We start from the raw sequence: 18583 nt of genomic DNA, 5'->3' as shown, positions 1-18583 counted from the left end.
AGCCGACGGGTGAGGTGCGCATGAGTCTGTCACTGCGCTTTGCCGCCGGATCGCACAAAGGCATGATCCGGGAGGGCAACGAGGACTCCGGTTACGCCGGTCCCCGCCTGCTCGCCATCGCCGACGGCATGGGCGGCCAGGCCGCGGGCGAGGTCGCCTCCTCCGAGGTGATCTCCACCCTGGTCACGCTCGACGACGACGTGCCCGGCTCCGACATCCTCACCTCGCTCGGCCAGGCCGTGCAGCGCGCCAACGACCAGCTGCGCTCCATGGTCGAGGAGGACCCCCAGCTCGAGGGCATGGGGACCACGCTCACCGCACTGCTGTGGACCGGCCAGCGACTCGGTCTCGTGCACGTCGGCGACTCGCGCGCGTATCTGCTCCGTGACGGTGTGCTCACCCAGATCACCCAGGACCACACCTGGGTGCAGCGGCTGGTGGACGAGGGCCGGATCACCGAGGAAGAGGCCACCACCCACCCGCAGCGCTCGCTGCTGATGCGCGCCCTCGGCAGCGGCGACCACGTCGAGCCCGACCTGTCGATCCGCGAGGTCCGGGCCGGCGACCGCTATCTGATCTGCTCCGACGGCCTGTCCGGCGTGGTCTCCCACCAGACGATGGAGGAGACCCTCGCCAGCTACCAGGGCCCGCAGGAGACGGTGCAGGAGCTGATCCAGCTCGCACTGCGCGGCGGCGGCCCCGACAACATCACGGTCATCGTCGCCGACGTGCTCGACCTGGACACCGGTGACACCCTCGCCGGGCAGCTGTCCGACCAGCCGGTCGTGGTCGGCGCCGTCGCCGAGAACCAGCACCACCTGAGCGACAACGGCATCATGCAGACGCCGGCCGGCCGCGCCTCCCACCTGGGCCGCCAGGGCCAGGGGCACGGCGGCGGCGAGTTCGGCCCGCCCGGCTCCGGCGACACCACCGGCTACGTCCCGGCCGGCGGCTTCGGCGAGTACGCCGACGGCGACTTCACCAAGCCGCGCAAGCAGCGCAGATGGCTGAAGACCTCGCTCTACGGCGCCCTCGCCCTCGCCGTGATCGGCGGCGGCCTGTACGGCGGCTACCGCTGGACGCAGACGCAGTACTTCGTCGGCGCCAAGGACGAGCACGTCGCGCTGTACCGCGGGATCAGCCAGGACCTGGCCTGGGTGTCGTTGTCGAAGGTGGAGACGGACCACCCCGAGATCGAACTCAAGTACCTGCCGCCGTACCAGCAGAAGCAGGTGAAGGCCACGATCGCGGAGGGCGACCTGGGGGCGGCCCGGACGAAGGTCCAGGAGCTGTCCGTGCAGGCCTCCGCCTGCCGCAAGCAGGCCGAGCGCAAGGCCGCCGAGGACGCGCTGAACAACGCCCGGAAGGGCCAGGACAAGACCGGGAAGACCGGTCAGGACAAGCCCGGCGGCACCACCGGCACCACTGGCACGACCGGCACCACCGGCGCGAACAGCACCTCCGGCACCACCACCCAGACCGCCTTCGTCAAGGCCTCCCCGACCCCGAACCCGTCGGCCTCGAAGACGTCGCCGACATCCCCGGCGTCACCTTCGAAGTCTCCGTCCACGACCCCGTCCGCGACCCCCAGCCCCGGCCCCACTCTCTCGGAGGACGAGCAGAAGGTCGTCTCGCTGTGCGGTAAGCAGTAGGCAAGCCGTGAGAGGCCCTGTCACACGATGAGCAGTACAACGAACTCGCCGACGCATCACACGTCCACGATCGGCGCCATCGGCGCCCCGAGCCGCCGCAACACCGAGCTGGCCCTGCTGGTCTTCGCCGTGGTCATCCCCGTGTTCGCCTACGCCAACGTGGGTCTGGCCCTCGACGGCCAGGTCCCCGCGGGCCTGCTGAGCTACGGCCTCGGTCTCGGCCTGCTGGCCGGCGTCGCCCACCTCGCCGTACGCAAGTTCGCGCCGTACGCGGACCCGCTGCTGCTGCCGCTGGCCACCCTGCTCAACGGGCTGGGCCTGGTGTGCATCTGGCGGCTGGACCAGTCCAAGCTGCTGCAGTCGCTGAGGGGCTTCTCACCGGCCGCTCCCCGCCAGCTGCTGTACATCGCGCTCGCCATCGCATTGTTCACCGTGGTGCTGATCTTCCTGAAGGACCACCGGGTCCTGCAGCGCTACACCTACATCTCGATGTTCGCCGCCTTGGTCCTGCTGATCCTGCCGCTGGTGCCGGGCCTCGGTGCCAACATCTACGGCGCGAAGATCTGGATCAGGATCCCCGGCCTGGGGTCCCTCCAGCCCGGCGAGTTCGCCAAGATCGTTCTCGCGGTCTTCTTCGCCGGCTACCTGATGGTGAAGCGCGACGCCCTGGCCCTCGCCAGCCGCCGTTTCATGGGCCTGTACCTGCCGCGTGGCCGCGACCTCGGCCCGATCCTGGTCGTCTGGGCCATTTCGATCCTCATCCTGGTCTTCGAGACGGACCTCGGCACCTCGCTGCTGTTCTTCGGAATGTTCGTCATCATGCTGTACGTCGCCACCGAGCGGACCAGCTGGATCGTCTTCGGTCTGCTGATGTCCGCGGCCGGCGCCGTCGGTGTGGCGAGCTTCGAGCCGCACATCCAGACGCGTGTGAACGCCTGGCTCAACCCGATGCGCGAGTACGAGTTGAGCCGCCAGGTCACGCACGACGGCATTCTCCACTCCGACCAGCTGCAGCAGTCTCTGTGGGCGTTCGGCTCCGGCGGCACGCTCGGCAGCGGCTGGGGCCAGGGCCACTCGGACCTGATCAAGTTCGCGGCCAACTCCGACTTCATCCTCGCGACGTTCGGTGAGGAGCTGGGCCTGGCCGGCGTCATGGCCATCCTGCTGGTCTACGGCCTGATCGTGGAACGCGGCGTGCGCACCGCCCTCGCCGCCCGCGACCCCTTCGGCAAGCTGCTCGCCATCGGCCTGTCCGGTGCCTTCGCCCTCCAGGTCTTCGTGGTGGCCGGCGGCGTCATGGGCCTCATCCCGCTGACCGGTATGACCATGCCGTTCCTGGCCTCCGGTGGTTCCTCCGTGCTGGCCAACTGGGCGCTGATCGCCATCCTGATCCGCATCAGCGACACCGCGCGCCGCCCCGCGCCCGCCCCCGCCGCCAACCCCGACGCCGAGATGACCCAGGTGGTCCGCCCGTCATGAACAAGCCCCTGCGCCGGATCGCGATCTTCTGCGGCCTGCTCATGCTGGCCCTGCTGCTGCGGGACAACTACCTGCAGTACGTCCAAGCCGACAAACTCAAGGACGACCCGAAGAATCGCCGCGTCACCATCGCCCGCTACGCCACCCCGCGCGGCGACATCGTCGTGGACGGCGATCCGATCACCGGGTCCGCGGAATCCAGCAAGACCGGTCTGAACGACCTGAAGTTCAAGCGGACCTACAAGAACGGCCCCATGTGGGCGCCGGTCACCGGCTACGCCTCGCAGGCCTTCGGCGCCACCCAGCTGGAGTCGATCGAGGACGGCATCCTCACCGGCAACGACGACCGGCTGTTCTTCCGCAAGACGCTGGACATGATCACCGGCAAGGAGCAGCAGGGCGGCAACGTCGTCACCACGCTCAACGGCGCCGCCCAGAAGGCCGCCTTCGACGGTCTGAAGCGGCAGGGCGGCAAGGGCGCGGTCGTCGCCCTGGAGCCGTCCACCGGCAAGATCCTCGCGCTCGCCTCCTACCCGTCGTACGACCCCTCGTCCTTCGCGGGCAACAGCAACGACGACGCGGCGGCCTGGAAGAAGCTCCAGAAGAAATACAACCCCAACGACCCGATGCTGAACCGGGCGCTGCGCGAGACCTACCCGCCGGGCTCCACCTTCAAGGTGGTCACGGCCGCGGCGGCGCTGGAGAACGGCAAGTACACCTCGGCCGACGAGAAGACCGACTCGCCGCTGCCGTGGACCATGCCGGGCACCTCCACCCAGCTGAAGAACGAGGGCAACATCCCGTGCAAGGACGCGCCCATGCGGGTCGCGCTCCAGTACTCCTGCAACACCGTCTTCGGCAAGATCGGCGCCGACCTCGGCAACGACAAGATGCTCGCCGAGGCGAAGAAGTTCGGCTTCGGCTCCGAGCAGTTCGTCCCGGTCCGCTCCAGCGCCTCGGTGTTCTCCGACGACATGAACCCGTCGCAGACCGCGCTGTCCTCGATCGGCCAGTACAACACCGCCGCCACCCCGCTGCAGATGGCCATGGTCGCCTCGGCGGTCGCCAACGACGGCAAGCTGATGAAGCCGTACATGGTCGACGTGCTCCAGTCCCCCGGCCTGGACCCGGTCGCCAAGACCGAGCCGGAGGAGCTGAGCCGCCCGCTGTCGCCGAAGAACGCGCAGATCCTGCAGGACATGATGCAGACGGTGGTCGAGAAGGGCACCGGTACGAACGCGAAGATCAGCGGCGTCCGGGTCGGCGGCAAGACCGGTACCGCCCAGCACGGTGTCGAGAACAGCGAGAACCCGTACGCCTGGTTCATCTCCTACGCCAAGCTGAGCGACGGCAGCTCGCCGGTCGCCGTGGCCGTGGTGATCGAGGACGAGGGCGCCAACCGCGACGACATCTCCGGTGGCGGCCTGGCCGCGCCGATCGCGAAGAACGTCATGGAGGCGGTCATCGAATCCAAGAAGTGACCGCTGCCGATCCCCGGGAGTGAGGCCACTCACATCACCTTCACATCCCCGCACGTTGCGATACCGGTCCCGTATCGGGTTACGGGCTTGGCCAGGTCACACAGAGCGAGCCGGGTACGGTAGGCCCGGACGGCAGCCTCCGGCCGCGCACAGGGGTGCGCGGCCGAGACCGACGGAGAGGGCTGGTAGGTAGCTATGGAAGAGCCGCGTCGCCTCGGCGGCCGGTACGAGCTGGGCCAGGTGCTCGGCCGCGGTGGCATGGCGGAGGTCTACCTCGCACATGACACCCGCCTCGGCCGCACCGTGGCAGTGAAGACGCTGCGCGCGGACCTCGCGCGCGACCCGTCCTTCCAGGCCCGGTTCCGCCGGGAGGCCCAGTCGGCCGCCTCGCTCAACCATCCCGCGATCGTCGCGGTCTACGACACGGGCGAGGACTACATCGACGGTGTCTCCATCCCGTACATCGTGATGGAGTACGTCGACGGTTCCACGCTCCGCGAGCTGCTGCACTCCGGCCGCAAGCTGCTGCCCGAGCGCGCGATGGAAATGACCATCGGCATCCTCCAGGGCCTGGAGTACGCGCACCGCAACGGCATCGTCCACCGCGACATCAAGCCGGCCAACGTCATGCTGACCCGCAACGGCCAGGTCAAGGTGATGGACTTCGGCATCGCCCGCGCCATGGGCGACGCCGGCATGACCATGACCCAGACGGCGGCGGTGATCGGTACGGCCCAGTACCTGTCGCCGGAGCAGGCGAAGGGCGAACAGGTCGACGCCCGCTCGGACCTCTACTCGACCGGCTGCCTGCTCTACGAACTGCTGACGGTACGGCCGCCCTTCGTGGGCGATTCCCCGGTGGCCGTGGCCTACCAGCACGTCCGCGAGGAACCCCAGCCCCCGTCGGTCTTCGACCCCGAGATCACGCCCGAGATGGACGCCATCGTCCTGAAGGCGCTGGTCAAGGACCCGAACTACCGCTACCAGTCGGCCGACGAGATGCGCGCCGACATCGAGGCGTGCCTGGACGGCCAGCCGGTCGCGGCCACGTCCGCGATGGGCGCGGTCGGCTACGGCGGCTACCCCGACGACCAGCCGACGACCGCCATGCGTTCGGACGCGGCCGCCGGAGCGACCGCCATGCTCCCGCCGATGAACCCCGACGACGGCGGCTACGGCTACGACGACCGCCCGGACCGCCGCCGCCAGCAGAAGAAGTCCCACACCTCCACGATCCTCCTGGTGGTGGCGGGCCTGCTGGTGCTGGTCGGCGCGATTCTGATCGGCAAGTGGGCGTTCAGCGGCCAGAACGCGGGCGACGACAAGGTGACCGTGCCGGCCTTCGTGGGCAACTCGCAGAAGCGGGCCGAGAAGATGGCCGAGAACGTCGACCTGAAGCTGTCGTTGACCAAGAAGCCCTGTGCGAACCAGGCCACGGGCAACGTGTGCTCCCAGGACCCGACGCCGGGCGAGAAGGTCGACAAGGGCAGCACGGTCAACCTGGTGATCTCGACGGGCGCGCCGAAGGTCACCGTGCCGGACGTGCGCGGCATCCAGTTCGACCAGGCGGAGACGCAGCTCAAGGAAAAGGGCTTCGACGTAACGAAGAAGACCCAGGTGTCGACCCAGACGCCCGGAGTCGTCATCACCCAGGACCCGGCGGGCGGCACCAGCAAGGAGAAGGGCACCCAGATCACCCTCACGGTCGCCAAGGCCGAGGAAAAGGTGACCGTCCCCGACGTCACCGGCAAGAGCTGTGACGAGGCCAAGGCCGAACTCCAGGCCAAGGGCCTGGCGCCGACCTGCAGCGACACCCCCGTCACCGACCCGGCCCAGGACGGCAAGGTCCAGAGCACCAATCCGGCGGCGGGCCAGCAGGTCTCCAAGAACACGCCCATCGCGGTCAACGTCGGCAAGGCACAGCAGCAGCAGAAGACGCAGGTCCCGGACGTCCGTGGCCGCACGGTCGCCGTGGCCCGGCAGATCCTGAACGCCGCCGGCTTCACGAACATCCAGTTCGCCCAGGGCAGCGACAGCAGCGACACCGCGATCGTCGCCGCCCAGGACCCGAAGCAGAACCAGCAGGTCGACGACCCGGCCGGCACCACGATCACCCTGACGACCGTGGGCTTCGGCAACGGCAACAACGGCGGTAACGGCAACGACGGCGGTACCAACTTCTTCGGCGGCGTGAGCGGCTGACGAACCCCCGTACGCGCGAGTGGGCCCCTGCCGGAGAAGTCCGGCAGGGGCCCCTCCTTGGACGGTGTCCCTCGCTTGGACGGTGTCCCTCGCGCTCTTCCCCCGCCGCGCCGTCCTCAACGTCGCCATGCTGCTCCGGGACAGCGAAGTCGCACGTAGGGGCGCGTGTACCTGCTGGACACGGAGTACCTGGCACGTACACAGCCTGTGGACAACTCCGTCCACAGCGAGGTCGTCTCCCTCGACGACCGTATCGACCAGCGGATCAGCCACATCCTCGGCAAGACCCTCGTGCCGATGTTCAACGCCCTGATCGCCTCCTCCGGCGAACACCGCCGCGAGCTCATCACGCTGCGACAGGACATCGAGAACGTCGAGCAAAGGCTGTGTTGGCACCACAGGCGCCTCACCGCACTCGCAGGCGATACCCCGACCGACTCGGTCAGGGCATCGCTCAGCAGCATGACCTGGCAAGCACTCGGACGCCATGTGGCAGACCTGCTCCGTCGTGACGGGTGCACCGAAGTCGTCGTACGGCAGGCCCGCAGCGACCGCGGGACACCGGACGCACCGCCGACGGACGCACAGCTGGAGGCGTGGAGTGCCGGCGCTCGCCTCAACGTACTGAGGTAAGTGACCACGACGAAGAGGACCGAAGCCGCAAAGGGCAGTTGCAGCTTCCGGCCTCCGTCATGCCCGGCGACCGCCCTCCTCGAAGAAGGTCTGTCGCCTCAAGGCAACTCCTTCGGCGGCGTCCGCTTGCCGTCCACCTTCTCCACGCGCACCAGCTCGCCCCACACCACATAGCGGTAGCGGGAGGTGTAGACGGGGGTGCAGGTCGTCAGGGTGATGAAGTGACCGGCCCGCTTCCTGCCGGACTCCTTGGGGACGGCCGAGAGGACGTCGACGTTGTACTTCGAAGTCTCCGGCAGGATCGAGTAGACCTTGTAGACGTACCAGTCGTCCCGCGTCTCGAAGACGATCGGGTCGCCCTTCTCCAGCTTGTCGATGTTGTGGAACTTCGCGCCGTGACCGTCCCGGTGGGCGGCGAGGGCGAAGTTGCCGTTCTTGCCGCTGGTGGGCAGCGTGGCCTTGACCGGTTCCGTGTAGTAGCCGGCCACACCGTCGTTGAGGACGTCCGCGCCCGTGCCCTTATCGACCAGCACCTCGCCGTTCCCCATCGCCGGCACGTGCAGGAAGCCGATGCCGTCCTGGGTGTCGAGGGCGCCGGGGCCGGAGTCCCGCTGCTGCGCCCAGTGCTCGCGGACCTTGTCGGCCTGCCGGTCCGCCTTGCGGTCCGCTATCACGTTCGTCCACCACAGCGAGTAGACGACGAACAGGCCGAGCAGGACGCCCGCCGTGATGAGGAGTTCCCCGAAGACGCTGACTGCCAGCGCGATCCGGCCGGGGCGCCGGCGCGCCGCCGGCTCCGGTGCGGACGCGTCCGTGGTCGCTTCGGTCTCGTCGGCGGTCGCTGCCACAGTTCCTCTGCCCTTACTCGATGAGCCCTACTCGATGAGCGCGTCCGGCTTGCCTTTGCTGCGCGGCCGTTCCTGCACCATCTTGCCCCAGACGATCAGCCGGTACTTGCTGGTGAACTCCGGCGTGCAGGTGGTGAGGGTGATGTAGCGGCCGGGCTCGGTGAAGCCGGAGCCCGGGGGGACCGGGTCCAGCACGCTGGTGTTGGACGGCGGGGTCACCGGGAGCATCGAGGTCACCTTGTACACGAAGTACGTGTCCTGCGTCTCGACCACGACCGCGTCACCGGGCGTGAGCCTGTTGATGTACCGGAACGGCTCCCCGTGCGTGTTCCGGTGCGCCGCGAGACCGAAGTTGCCGGTCTCGGCCTGGGGCATCGCCGTCTTCAGCGGCGCCTCGCCGTAGTGCCCGACCATGCCCTTGTCGAGCACCTTCTTGTTGCTGACGCCCTCCGCGATGGGCGCCACCACGTCCAGCTTGGGGATGTGCAGGATGGCGAAGCCCTGGCCCGGCTCGAAGACGCCGGGGTTGCGCTTGCCGCTGGCCCAGTCGTCCTGGAGCTGGTGCGTCTCGCTGCCGGCCTGCGCGTGCGCGCGGACGTTGGTCCACCACAGCTGGTAGGTGACGAACAGCAGCATCAGAACGCCGGTGGTGATGAACACCTCGCCGATGGCCCGGCTCGCGAGGGTCGCCGGGCTCGGCTTGCGCAGCCGGGCCTGGCGCCGGGCCTCCACCCGGGTCAGGGGCCGCTGCGGGTCCTGCGGCGCCGGGGGCGCCGCCGGCACCCGGGCGGCGCCGTGCCGACGCCCGCCACGCCGCTTGGCGGCCCTTCTGCGGGCCGCGCGGCCCCCCGGGGTGAGTCCGTTGCCGGCAGCGGCGGACGAGGCCGCAGAGGGCCGTGTGGCCCCGCTCTGCGGCCCGGATCCGGCGAGTCCCGGGACCCGCAGTGCCATCGTCTCGTCGTCGACGGGAGCGAGCGGCGCCGTCAGATCCCCGGCGACGCCCTGGGCCACGCTCTCGACCACCCGGGGCATCGGGGCCGTCGGCGGGTCCTGCCGGTGTGCCGCGTGCGGCCGCGCACCGCCGGAGGACTCGTACGGTCTCCCGCCGTGCAAGTCCTCGCGCTCGGGGCGCAGCGCGGTCACGCCGTGGCCCTGCCCACCACCGGGGCGAGCCCCACCGACCTCGCCACGGCGCCGTGGTCGCCGCACTCCCCCAGCCAGTTGGCCAGCATCAGGTGTCCATGCTCGGTCAGCACCGACTCGGGGTGGAACTGCACGCCCTCGACGGGGAGTTCCCGGTGGCGCAGGCCCATGATGATTCCGTCGTGCGTCCGGGCCGTCACCTCCAGTTCGGCCGGGACGGTCGCGGGCTCGGCGGCCAGGGAGTGGTAGCGGGTCGCCGTGAAGGGCGAGGGCAGGCCCGCGAAGACGCCCTTGCCCTCGTGCTCGACCAGCGAGGTCTTGCCATGCAGCAGCTCGGGCGCCCGGTCGACCACACCGCCGTACGCCACCTGCATCGACTGCATGCCGAGGCACACGCCGAAGACCGGCACCCCGGTCGAGGCGCAGTGCCGGACCATGTCCACGCACACGCCCGCCTCCTCCGGCTTCCCCGGGCCGGGCGAGAGCAGCACGCCGTCGAAGCCGTCCTGAGCGTGCGCCGTCGACACCTCGTCGTTGCGCAGCACCTCGCACTCGGCGCCCAGCTGATACAGGTACTGGACGAGGTTGAAGACGAAGCTGTCGTAGTTGTCGACGACGAGAATCCGCGCACTCACTGGTTGTCCACCGTCACATCGTTGAAGGGCAGCAGCGGCTCGGCCCACGGGAAGACGTACTGGAAGAGGACGTAGACCACGGCCAGGATCAGTGCGAGCGACAGGAGTGCCCTCACCCACGCGTTGCCCGGCAGATGCCGCCAGATCCAGCCGTACATGCCGTCCCTTCCGTATCCCCTACGGCACCAGACCCACGCCGTACGCCACCAGACTAGCGGCGCAGGGCCCCCGGTTCGCCTGCCTCCACAGGCTGTGTGGCATCCAGGTGCGCCCAGACGATCAGGCGGTGGCTGTGCCCCCATTCCGGATCGCACGTGGTGAGCGTCAGGTACCGGCCCGGACGCGTGTACCCGGACGTACGTGGGACAGGGTCGATCACCTCAACGTCGGCCGGCACGGTTTTGTAGGGCCCTTTGTCGATCCGATACGTGAACCAGGTCCTTCCGTCCGTGAGCACCACCGCGTCGCCCGGCCGCAGCTTCGGGAAGTCCTTGAACGGATCGCCGTAGGTCCGCCGGTGCCCGGCGACCGCGAAGTTGCCCTGCCGGCCGAGCTGGGCGGTGCCCCGGTAGTGGCCGAGGCCCTTGGCCAGCACATCCCGGCCGGTGCCCTCCAGCACCGGCTTGTTCCACGTGGAACCGAGCCGCGGAATGTACATGATCGCGAAGGGCCTGCCGGGGCGGTACGGCGCCGGCTTCGGAGCGCCCGCCGCGGCACCGCGGGCCCCTGCCGTGGTGGGCACGCCGCCCTTCGACCACTGCGCGTGCAACTGGTCGATCTGGTCGCTCATCGCGCCGTCGGCCCGCACGCCCGTCCAGAACAGCACGTAGCCGACGAAGAGCACGATCAGGGTGCCGAGGGTGATGCACAGCTCGCTGACGGTCCGGACGATCACGCGCACCGGCGGCTCCTGAGAAGGGACCTACTCCACGGGCTTCGCGTAGTGCAGATCCACTGTGCCGGAGTAGCCGGGAAGAGTCACCGTCCCGTCGTCGGTGACTTTCCAGCCGAGGCCGTAGACGTTCACGTAGACCATGTAGGTCTGGATCGCCTTGCTGTCCGCGAGCGCCTGCTTCAGCCGCTCCGGGTCCCCGACCGCCGTGATCTTGTACGGCGGTGAGTAGACGCGGCCCTGGAGGATCAGGGTGTTGCCGACGCAGCGCACCGCGCTCGTGGAGATCAGCCGCTGGTCCATGACCTTGATCCCCCGGGCGCCGCCCTGCCACAGCGCGTTCACCACGGCCTGGAGGTCCTGCTGGTGGATGACCAGGTAGTCGGGCTGCGGCTCGGGATAGCCGGGGAGCTTGGCGGTGGCGTTGGGCGGGGCGTCGTTGAGGGTGACGGTGATCGCCTTGCCCGTCAGCTTCTGCGTGCCCGCGCTCCTCTCCAGCCGGCCCAGCCTCTCGTCCTCGGCCTTGGTGCTGCCGTCGTCGCTCTCGGCGAGCGACTCCACGCTGTCGCGCAGCGTCGCGTTGGACTCGTCCAGCGCCTTGTTCTTGCGGCTGCGCTGCTGGATCAGGTCGGAGAGCTTCAGCAAGGAACCGTCCTGGCGGATGTCGGTGCCCTTGGCGGTGTTGAAGCTGGTGAAGAAGATCAGCCCGGCCAGGGCGAAGACGGCCGCCGTGAGCATCCGCACGGGCCGGAAACGCAGCCTGCGGACGGGACCGGAGCCCGTTGATCCCGTACCGGGGGAGTCGGCAGAATTGCTCAACGTACCCTTATCTCCTTCGGCGCCACGGAAGCACTACGCTAACGGACGCCCGGGGGAGCACACAGAGTCGTCATGTTGGCCCCTTGTACGCTGCCCCGAGCCCGACCAGTTACCTGCGCGGCCACGCAGCGCATCGACAGGAGAGACCCTCGTGCCGAAGTCACGTATCCGCAAGAAGGCCGACTACACGCCGCCGCCGGCGAAGCAGGCGCAGGCCATCAAGCTCACCAACAGCGCCTGGGTCGCGCCGGTCATGCTGGCCATGTTCCTGATCGGTCTGGCCTGGATCGTCGTCTTCTACGTGACCGACGGCTCCCTGCCGATCGACAGCCTGGACAACTGGAACATCGTGGTCGGCTTCGGCTTCATCGCCGCCGGATTCGGTGTCTCCACGCAGTGGAAGTAGCCGGGCCGGCCGACTGACCACAGCTCTGCCCAGGGCTGTTCGCTGAGTTATCCACAGCTGTTTTCCACAGTGGGGAAAAAGAAACGACGATCTGTGGATAACTCATCGGGCGTTGACGCCGGTATGACCGGCCGAGCGCCCGTCAGACACCCGTTCGCCCCCTGTCCGACCTGCTCCGACCTGCTCCGACCTGCGGAAACACATCCGAGCGACAGGGGGCACAGCTGTGCCCGCACAGCGTGCACAAGATCCGCCACACGCTGTGGACAACGGTTCGGTATCAGGTGAGCTGAGCGGTCCTGACCAGCACCAGCGCCACCGACAGAGCCAGAACGACGGCACAGGTGCCGTACTGCACCAGCGCCCGCTTCTCGCGCGGGGCGTGGACCATCGCGTACCCGGTGACGACACCGGCGACGAGACCGCCGATGTGGGCCTGCCACGAGATGCTTCCCCAGCCGAAGGTGATGATCAGGTTGATCACCAGCAGCGCGATGACCGGCCGCATGTCGTAGTTGAGCCGGCGCATCAGCACGGCGGTGGCGCCGAAGAGGCCGAAGATCGCGCCCGAGGCGCCGAGCGAGGCGGTGGCCGGGGCGGTGAGCAGATAGGTCAGCGCGCCGCCGGCCAGCCCGGAGACGAAGTAGACGGCCAGATAGCGGACCCGGCCGAGAGCCGCTTCGAGGGGACCGCCGATCCACCACAGGCTCAGCATGTTGAAGGCGATGTGCCAGTACTCCTGGTGCGAGAACATCGACGTCACGAAGCGGTACCACTCGCCGTCGGCGACGCCCGAGGTCGGCGCGAACGGTTTCGGGGGCCAGGCGCCGTAGAGCACCAGGTGGTCCAGGAGCGAGCTGTCGGCCTGGACCGCGATGAACACCGCGAGGTTGATCCCGATCAGGATCTTGGTGAGCAGGCGGGGGTCGGCCGCGACCGTGCCGCCGGCGACCGTGCGCGGCCGGGACGCCCCGGGCGCGGGTCCCGTGCCGGAGCCGCCGCGGACGCAGTCCGGGCACTGGAAACCGACCGAGGCGCTGACCATGCACTCCGGGCAGATGGGCCGGTCACAGCGGGTGCAGCGCACGCCGGTCTCGCGGTCCGGGTGCCGGTAGCACACGGGCACGCTCCGGGCGTCCTGCGCGCTCCCTGCGGCCTGGTCCATCAGATCCCCTTGCTCGTCGTCCGTCGGTCCGCGGCTGCCTGCCTGCGGCACCGTCCTGCCCGCACATCCTTACGGACGAGCGGGACGTTTGGTTCCCTTCCCGGTTTTCCGGCGCCGGGACTCAGCTCTCCCGCGTGTCCACGACCACCGTCTTCAGGACGACGTCGTCCAGCGGACGGTCGTTGCGCCCGGTCGGCACGCTCGCGATGGCGTCCACGACCTTCTGGCCCGCCGGGCCGGTGACCTCGCCGAAGATGGTGCGCTTGCCGTTCAGCCAGGTGCTCGGGGTGACGGTGATGAAGAACTGCGAGCCGTTGGTGCCCGGTCCGGCGTTGGCCATGGCCAGCACGTACGGGGTACCGAAGGAGAGGTCCGGGTGGATCTCGTCCTCGAACCCGTAGCCGGGGCCGCCGATGCCGTTCCCCAGCGGGTCACCGCCCTGGATCATGAAGCCGCTGATCACGGAGTGGAAGAGCGTGCCGTCGTAGAGCGGGGTTCTGCTTCTGCGGCCGGTGCCGGGGTGGGTCCACTCGCGTTCGCCGCGGGCCAGCTCGACGAAGTTTCTGACCGTGAGGGGCGCGTGCAGCGGGAAGAGCCGGACCTCGATGTCGCCGAGGGTGGTCTTGAAGGTGGCGTACAGCTGCTCGGCCACGGTCTGCCTTCCGTATTCGTCGTCGTCCGCCGCGACGCTTCGATCCTTGCACGCTCCCGCCCTCGCGTCGTCAGGCGGCCACGACTTCCGCCGGCAGGGCGGCGCGCGCCCGCGATTCGTGGCAGTGTCGACGACAAGCCCCTGTTGCCCTGAATGACGCCGAAGGGAGCGGTCGGCACCCATATGCCCGTCCGCGCATGCCGCACGGCGCGTCGGCAGGCATGATCCGTAAAAGGGTGGAAAGTCGAAATACCGTACGCCACCGAGGAGGAGGAACCCGTGACCCGCATCGACAGCGTGCGCGCCGCGACCGGCTCGGCGAAGGACAGCGTGCTGCACGCCGCGGAAGTGGTGGCGCCCTACGCCGACACGGCCAAGGAGCGTGCCTCGTATTACGCGCAGGAGGCACGCGTACGGCTGGCGCCCGTGGTGTCGCAGGCCGCAGAACAGGCCCGCGTGCAGTACGACGCCCGGCTCGCCCCGCGCCTGGAGCAGGCCCGCGCGCATGTGCCGCCGAAGGTCGACCTGGCCGCACAGGAGGCCGCCGTCCGTACCCGTAAGGCCGCCCGGCAGGCCGCCGAGTACTCGCGTCCGAAGATCGAGCAGGCTGTGGCCGCGACGGCGCCGGTGCGCGACGAGGCCGCCGCGCGCGGTGCCGCCGCTCTGGCCGCGCTGCGCGGTCAGGTCTCGGCGCAGCAGATCCAGAAGCTGGCCCGGCGCAACGCGCGGCGGTCCAAGGCCGGCCGTACCGTGAAGACGCTCGCGTTGCTGACCGTCGTGGCGGGCGGCGCCTTCGCGGCCTGGAAGTGGTGGGACAAGCAGGCCAACCCCGACTGGCTGGTCGAACCGCCCGCGGCGACGGAGGTGCCCGACGGGCCCCGGATCACCGCCGTGGACGGCACCGGCCCCTCGGGGCTGGATCCCGAGGTCCAGGCGAAGCAGGCGGAGGAGGACGCGGCCGACGGCGACGATCAGCCGTAGGCCGGCCCCGGCAGCTGCCGTCGAGCCCCCTTCCGCCGCGTTCCACGGGCGGCAGGGGGCTCGTCGGTCAGTACTGGGTGTCGAGGTCCGTTCCCTTGGGTGCCCGCCAGCAGCCGGAGACGACGTTGACGAGGATCTTCGGGTCCTTCTCGGGGCCGGCCGTCTCGCTGGACACCCAGAGTTCGGCGTTCACGGAGAAGGGCTCGTTCCCCGAGTCCGCCGTCATTTCGAGCGTCCGGTCCTTGCTCTTGTTCGGACCGTACTGGACGATCTTCCAGCCCTTGCCGGGGAGACCTTCCCTCAGCCGCTGGAATCCCGCCTTCAGCTCGTCCTCGGAGACACCGTAGACGGACCAGGGATGCACGGTCTTGTAGAGATGCTCGGGGTCCTCGTCGCAGGTCGCGATACGGGGACCCGGCTGGGTCACCTTCCCGGCCCGGATGCCGATCAGTTCGTAGATCTGGCTCGACACGGCCTTCGCCTTTTCCCTGGCCTTGTCCACGTCGAGAGTGGTGGCCTTCGATCCGCCGGTCTCCTGCCCCGGCACGGACGTTTCCTTGTGATCCACGGTGTTTGAACACCCCGTTCCGGTGAGCGTGAGGACGACGCCGGCGACGGCGATGCCGAGCCGGTAAACCCTTGGGTGATCACGAAGAGCGCGGGTCAATTGTCCTCCTGGACCTTGTCGTAGCGACCGGCCACCACCGCCGCCTGGTTCTTGAGGCTCTGCGATCCCTCGTCCCAGTACCCGCTGTGACCACCGGTGTCCACGTCCATCCTGTGGGCTCCGAACGCCTCGTCGGACGGGATGGTGTGGATGTATCCCGCGTCGTAGGGCACGCCGTGGTAGTACTGCACCCCCCACTTCCAGCCCCCGAGGAAGTCCCGGCCGATGTACGGCACCGGGTCGGAGCCGGCGGCTTCGGACCACACGTGGTCCTTGCCCACGTCCAGGTCGCCCGCGTCGCCGACCAGCATGCCGGGGCTGCCCGCGACGACGATGTCGTCGGCCGCTATCCGGTGCTCCTTGGCGGCCACACCGATCACCGTCGTGCCGTAGCTGTGCCCGATCACCGTGGTGTGGCTCACGTCCGGACCGCCCTGGGCGGTCTGCAGTCCGTCCAGGAAGTTGTTGAGGATGGGCGCCCCGTCGTAGGCATAGCCCGGTCGCGGGGAGTCGGTCACGATGTTCTGCGGGGCGTCGTAGCCGATCCAGGTGATGGTCGAGGTCGACTTGCCGGAGGCCATGGCGTTGGCTTCCGTCCACACGTTTGTCATGCGCTTGATGTCACCGCTCGCCCCCTCCAGCTTCGATGTCGTGCCCGGCACGTACACCGCCGTGTTGTCGGCCGTGTCCGGGTTGCCGGTGGCCAGGATCACGTGGCCGTTGCCCTTGAGGTCGAAGCCGAGCAGGTAGGCCGGGGGCAGGTCGTCGATGCCGGTCTGGTCGAAGCGGGCCCGGATGGCGTCCATGCCCTTGCGCTGGGCCGTGAGCCGGCTGCCGCCCATGGCGTCCCACACCGTCCACTCGGGGTTGCGGGTGACGCCGGCCGCCGTGACGATCGTCTTGGGCGGCTCCGGACCCAGCGCGTCGAGGTCGTGCTGCACCTGGGCGTACGTCTCGTCCAGCACCGTCCGGTTCGCCGAGTCGCGGACCGTGCTGGGTATGCCGTCGAGCGCGCCGATCTCCGCGGGATACAGCGTCTGGTACTCCTCGCGCTGCTCCTGGGTGAGGCCCTCCCACCACTTCCTGTTCTCGGCGGGGGACTTGCCGTGCGGGATGTGCTCCTTGCCGAGGTACTTGCCGGTCGCCTTCCCGACCTCGCCCATGTCGCGGGCCTCGTCGATGAGCATGTCGTCGGTGACGTCCAGGCCGTCCGGCGACTTCAGCCGGCGCAGGATGCCGGCGTACCGGTTGTCGATCTCGACGGCGTTCTTCACCGCCTGCCCGATGCGTTCGGCTATGTCCTCGGCCTTGCCCTTGTTGGGGTCGCCCTGTGCTTCGCCCGCGCCGGGCAGGAAGGGCACCGGGGCGCCCGGCTTGGCGACCCCGTTGCCGGCCGACGTAGCGGGGGCCAGGGGGACCTGCGTGCTGTGCGGATACTCGACCGAGCCGTCCTCGTGGACCGTGAACTTGAGGTCCGCGGCGTCCTGGAGGGCTTGCTTCAACTTCTTCTGCTCTGCGGACAGTTCAGAGGCGAGGCTGTTGAGGGTCGTGCGGACGAGGCCGCACTCGCCGTGCAGGTACTGGTAGTTGCGGCCGAGCCGCGTCATGTCCCGCTGGGCGGCGTTCTTCGCCTCGCCCTTCTGCGTGGTGTGGATCGGGGCCGCCATGTCCTGGTCGACCCGGATGCGCGCGGCGTCGGCCCGGTTGCTGACCTTGCCCCAGCCGTCGGCCGCGTCCTCGTACTCGGTGAACTTCGCGTCACGCAACTGCTGCCAGGTGGGCATCGCTCACCTCACCGGGCCCAGTCGGGCTTGTGGGGGACGTGCACGCCGTCGACCTTGCCCGCGACGGCGGGGTCGATCTCGCCGAAGTCGCGGCCGGTCTTGGCGAGCGCGCCGTGCAGCCGGCCGCACTCGTCGCGCACCGAGGTCAGCCGCTTCTCCCAGGTGGGCAGGATCTCGTTCAGCGCGGTGGTGCTGGTGAAGCCCTCGGTCCCGCCCTTGACCCCTTCGTGGGCCGTCTTCAGGTCGGTGAGCGCCGAGTTCGTGGCGGTCCGCAGGTCTTCCGCCACTCCCGACGCCTTCGTCCACGGCCCCTTCGAGGCCTTCAGGTCGGGACCCGACCCGCCGCCTCCGGGGTCGGCCAGGTGGTCGATCTGCATCCGCTGGGCCGCACCCGTCTTGAGCTGCTCCCACTCGTCCCACGCCATCAGTGTGTGTCCTCCCCCTGGTGGTGACGGTGCTGCGATGTGCGCCATGACGAACCGTGCCATTGCGATGGCACAGCTTATAGATGTGGTTCCGGAGGTACCTGAGTACGGGTACTCACTGCTGGTGCAAACCCTGTGCGAGTCCTGCGACCAGGGCTTCATCTGATCCCCGCAAGCGTCGGGCGGCGTAGGCCCGACGCTTGCGTCACTTGGGGTCGCGGTCGAACAGCGACGTGGACCAGACGTAGCCGAGCGCGGCCAGTCCCAGGCACCAGCCCACGGCCAGCCACCCGTTGTGGCCGATCTCGGTGCCGAGCAGCAGCCCGCGCAGCGTCTCGATGGCCGGGGTGAACGGCTGGTACTCGGCGATCGGCCGGAACCAGCCCGGCATCGCGTCGACCGGCACGAAGGCGCTGGACAGGAGCGGCAGGACCACCAGCGGCAGGGCGTTGTTGCTCGCCGCCTCGGCGTTCGGGGAGGAGAGGCCCATCCCGACGGCGATCCAGGTGAGTGCCAGGGCGACCAGCGCCAACAGCCCCACGGCCAGGAGCCACTCCACGACGGTGGCATCCGTGGCCCGGAATCCGATGGCCACCGCGACGGCGCCGACGAGGACCACGCTCATCACGCACTGGAGCACGCTGCCGATGACGTGCCCGATGAGCACGGAGCCGCGGTGGATCGCCATCGTGCGGAAACGGGCGATGATGCCCTCGGTC

Annotated in this window: 19 protein-coding genes; 7 read left to right on the top strand and 12 right to left on the bottom strand. The window is 69.2% G+C overall.

The window, feature by feature from the left end:
* The first annotated feature begins 20 nt into the window (after nucleotides 1-20).
* From ACZ7DL_RS19540 to ACZ7DL_RS19520, 5 genes are all read left to right on the top strand, one after another.
* Nucleotides 21-1652, top strand: a complete 1632-nt coding sequence (locus tag ACZ7DL_RS19540; protein ID WP_470775416.1) for a Stp1/IreP family PP2C-type Ser/Thr phosphatase — start codon at nucleotides 21-23, stop codon at nucleotides 1650-1652.
* 27 nt (nucleotides 1653-1679) lie between these two features.
* Nucleotides 1680-3131 carry an FtsW/RodA/SpoVE family cell cycle protein gene (locus tag ACZ7DL_RS19535; RefSeq protein WP_470775415.1) on the top strand — a complete coding sequence of 484 codons (1452 nt, stop codon included), beginning with the start codon at nucleotides 1680-1682 and terminating at the stop codon, nucleotides 3129-3131.
* Complete coding sequence (locus ACZ7DL_RS19530; protein ID WP_470775414.1) at nucleotides 3128-4612, top strand: peptidoglycan D,D-transpeptidase FtsI family protein; 1485 nt, start codon at nucleotides 3128-3130, stop codon at nucleotides 4610-4612. Before ACZ7DL_RS19535 ends, ACZ7DL_RS19530 begins: the two co-directional genes overlap by 4 nt.
* A 195-nt stretch (nucleotides 4613-4807) precedes the next feature.
* Nucleotides 4808-6814, top strand: coding sequence for a Stk1 family PASTA domain-containing Ser/Thr kinase (pknB, locus tag ACZ7DL_RS19525; protein ID WP_470775413.1), 2007 nt, complete (start codon nucleotides 4808-4810; stop codon nucleotides 6812-6814).
* 207 nt (nucleotides 6815-7021) lie between these two features.
* The gene (locus tag ACZ7DL_RS19520; RefSeq protein ID WP_470775412.1) at nucleotides 7022-7447 is read left to right on the top strand and encodes a hypothetical protein; all 426 of its coding nucleotides are present in this window, start codon (nucleotides 7022-7024) and stop codon (nucleotides 7445-7447) included.
* Between the two features lie 98 nt (nucleotides 7448-7545).
* Here ACZ7DL_RS19520 and ACZ7DL_RS19515 read toward each other — a convergent pair whose 3' ends face one another.
* From ACZ7DL_RS19515 to ACZ7DL_RS19490, 6 genes are read right to left on the bottom strand one after another with little or no spacing between them, the layout of a single operon-like run.
* A complete protein-coding gene (locus tag ACZ7DL_RS19515; RefSeq protein WP_470775411.1) occupies nucleotides 7546-8295 on the bottom strand; it encodes a class E sortase in 750 nt (249 codons plus the stop codon).
* 27 nt (nucleotides 8296-8322) lie between these two features.
* Nucleotides 8323-9438 (bottom strand): class E sortase, encoded by a 1116-nt coding sequence (locus tag ACZ7DL_RS19510; RefSeq protein ID WP_470775410.1) that lies wholly within the window; start codon nucleotides 9436-9438, stop codon nucleotides 8323-8325.
* Nucleotides 9435-10073 (bottom strand): aminodeoxychorismate/anthranilate synthase component II, encoded by a 639-nt coding sequence (locus tag ACZ7DL_RS19505; protein WP_470775409.1) that lies wholly within the window; start codon nucleotides 10071-10073, stop codon nucleotides 9435-9437. Before ACZ7DL_RS19505 ends, ACZ7DL_RS19510 begins: the two co-directional genes overlap by 4 nt.
* The gene (locus ACZ7DL_RS19500) at nucleotides 10070-10231 is read right to left on the bottom strand and encodes a hypothetical protein (protein ID WP_470775408.1); all 162 of its coding nucleotides are present in this window, start codon (nucleotides 10229-10231) and stop codon (nucleotides 10070-10072) included. Before ACZ7DL_RS19500 ends, ACZ7DL_RS19505 begins: the two co-directional genes overlap by 4 nt.
* Before the next feature lie 53 nt (nucleotides 10232-10284).
* A complete protein-coding gene (locus ACZ7DL_RS19495; protein WP_470775407.1) occupies nucleotides 10285-10974 on the bottom strand; it encodes a class E sortase in 690 nt (229 codons plus the stop codon).
* Between the two features lie 21 nt (nucleotides 10975-10995).
* Complete coding sequence (locus ACZ7DL_RS19490; RefSeq protein WP_470775406.1) at nucleotides 10996-11784, bottom strand: DUF881 domain-containing protein; 789 nt, start codon at nucleotides 11782-11784, stop codon at nucleotides 10996-10998.
* A 151-nt stretch (nucleotides 11785-11935) separates the two neighbouring features.
* On the opposite strand from ACZ7DL_RS19490, the gene crgA reads away from it, so the two are divergent.
* Nucleotides 11936-12190, top strand: a complete 255-nt coding sequence (gene crgA / locus ACZ7DL_RS19485) for a cell division protein CrgA (protein WP_061922326.1) — start codon at nucleotides 11936-11938, stop codon at nucleotides 12188-12190.
* A gap of 280 nt (nucleotides 12191-12470) precedes the next feature.
* Here the strand turns inward: crgA and ACZ7DL_RS19480 are convergent, their stop codons facing one another.
* Nucleotides 12471-13355: a rhomboid family intramembrane serine protease gene (locus tag ACZ7DL_RS19480; protein WP_470775405.1), complete on the bottom strand. Its 885-nt coding sequence runs from the start codon at nucleotides 13353-13355 to the stop codon at nucleotides 12471-12473.
* 121 nt (nucleotides 13356-13476) lie between these two features.
* Nucleotides 13477-14007: a peptidylprolyl isomerase gene (locus tag ACZ7DL_RS19475; RefSeq protein ID WP_470775404.1), complete on the bottom strand. Its 531-nt coding sequence runs from the start codon at nucleotides 14005-14007 to the stop codon at nucleotides 13477-13479.
* Nucleotides 14008-14286: 279 nt separating this feature from the next.
* Between ACZ7DL_RS19475 and ACZ7DL_RS19470 the strand changes: the two genes are divergently transcribed.
* Nucleotides 14287-14988 (top strand): DUF5324 family protein, encoded by a 702-nt coding sequence (locus ACZ7DL_RS19470; protein WP_470775403.1) that lies wholly within the window; start codon nucleotides 14287-14289, stop codon nucleotides 14986-14988.
* Nucleotides 14989-15055: 67 nt separating this feature from the next.
* Here the strand turns inward: ACZ7DL_RS19470 and ACZ7DL_RS19465 are convergent, their stop codons facing one another.
* The 4 genes from ACZ7DL_RS19465 to ACZ7DL_RS19450 all read right to left on the bottom strand — a co-directional run.
* On the bottom strand, nucleotides 15056-15535 hold the full coding sequence (locus tag ACZ7DL_RS19465; protein ID WP_470775402.1) for a hypothetical protein: 480 nt from the start codon (nucleotides 15533-15535) through the stop codon (nucleotides 15056-15058).
* Between the two features lie 116 nt (nucleotides 15536-15651).
* Nucleotides 15652-17439 (bottom strand): alpha/beta hydrolase, encoded by a 1788-nt coding sequence (locus tag ACZ7DL_RS19460; protein ID WP_470775401.1) that lies wholly within the window; start codon nucleotides 17437-17439, stop codon nucleotides 15652-15654.
* 8 nt (nucleotides 17440-17447) lie between these two features.
* On the bottom strand, nucleotides 17448-17864 hold the full coding sequence (locus ACZ7DL_RS19455; protein WP_470775400.1) for a hypothetical protein: 417 nt from the start codon (nucleotides 17862-17864) through the stop codon (nucleotides 17448-17450).
* 205 nt (nucleotides 17865-18069) lie between these two features.
* Nucleotides 18070-18583, bottom strand: a 514-nt coding sequence (locus ACZ7DL_RS19450) for an ABC transporter permease (protein WP_470775399.1), incomplete at its 5' end; no start/stop codon positions are given.

It is taken from the genome of Streptomyces sp. NPDC036984, assembly GCF_055607665.1.
This window is presented reverse-complemented; position numbering and strand designations above follow the sequence as displayed.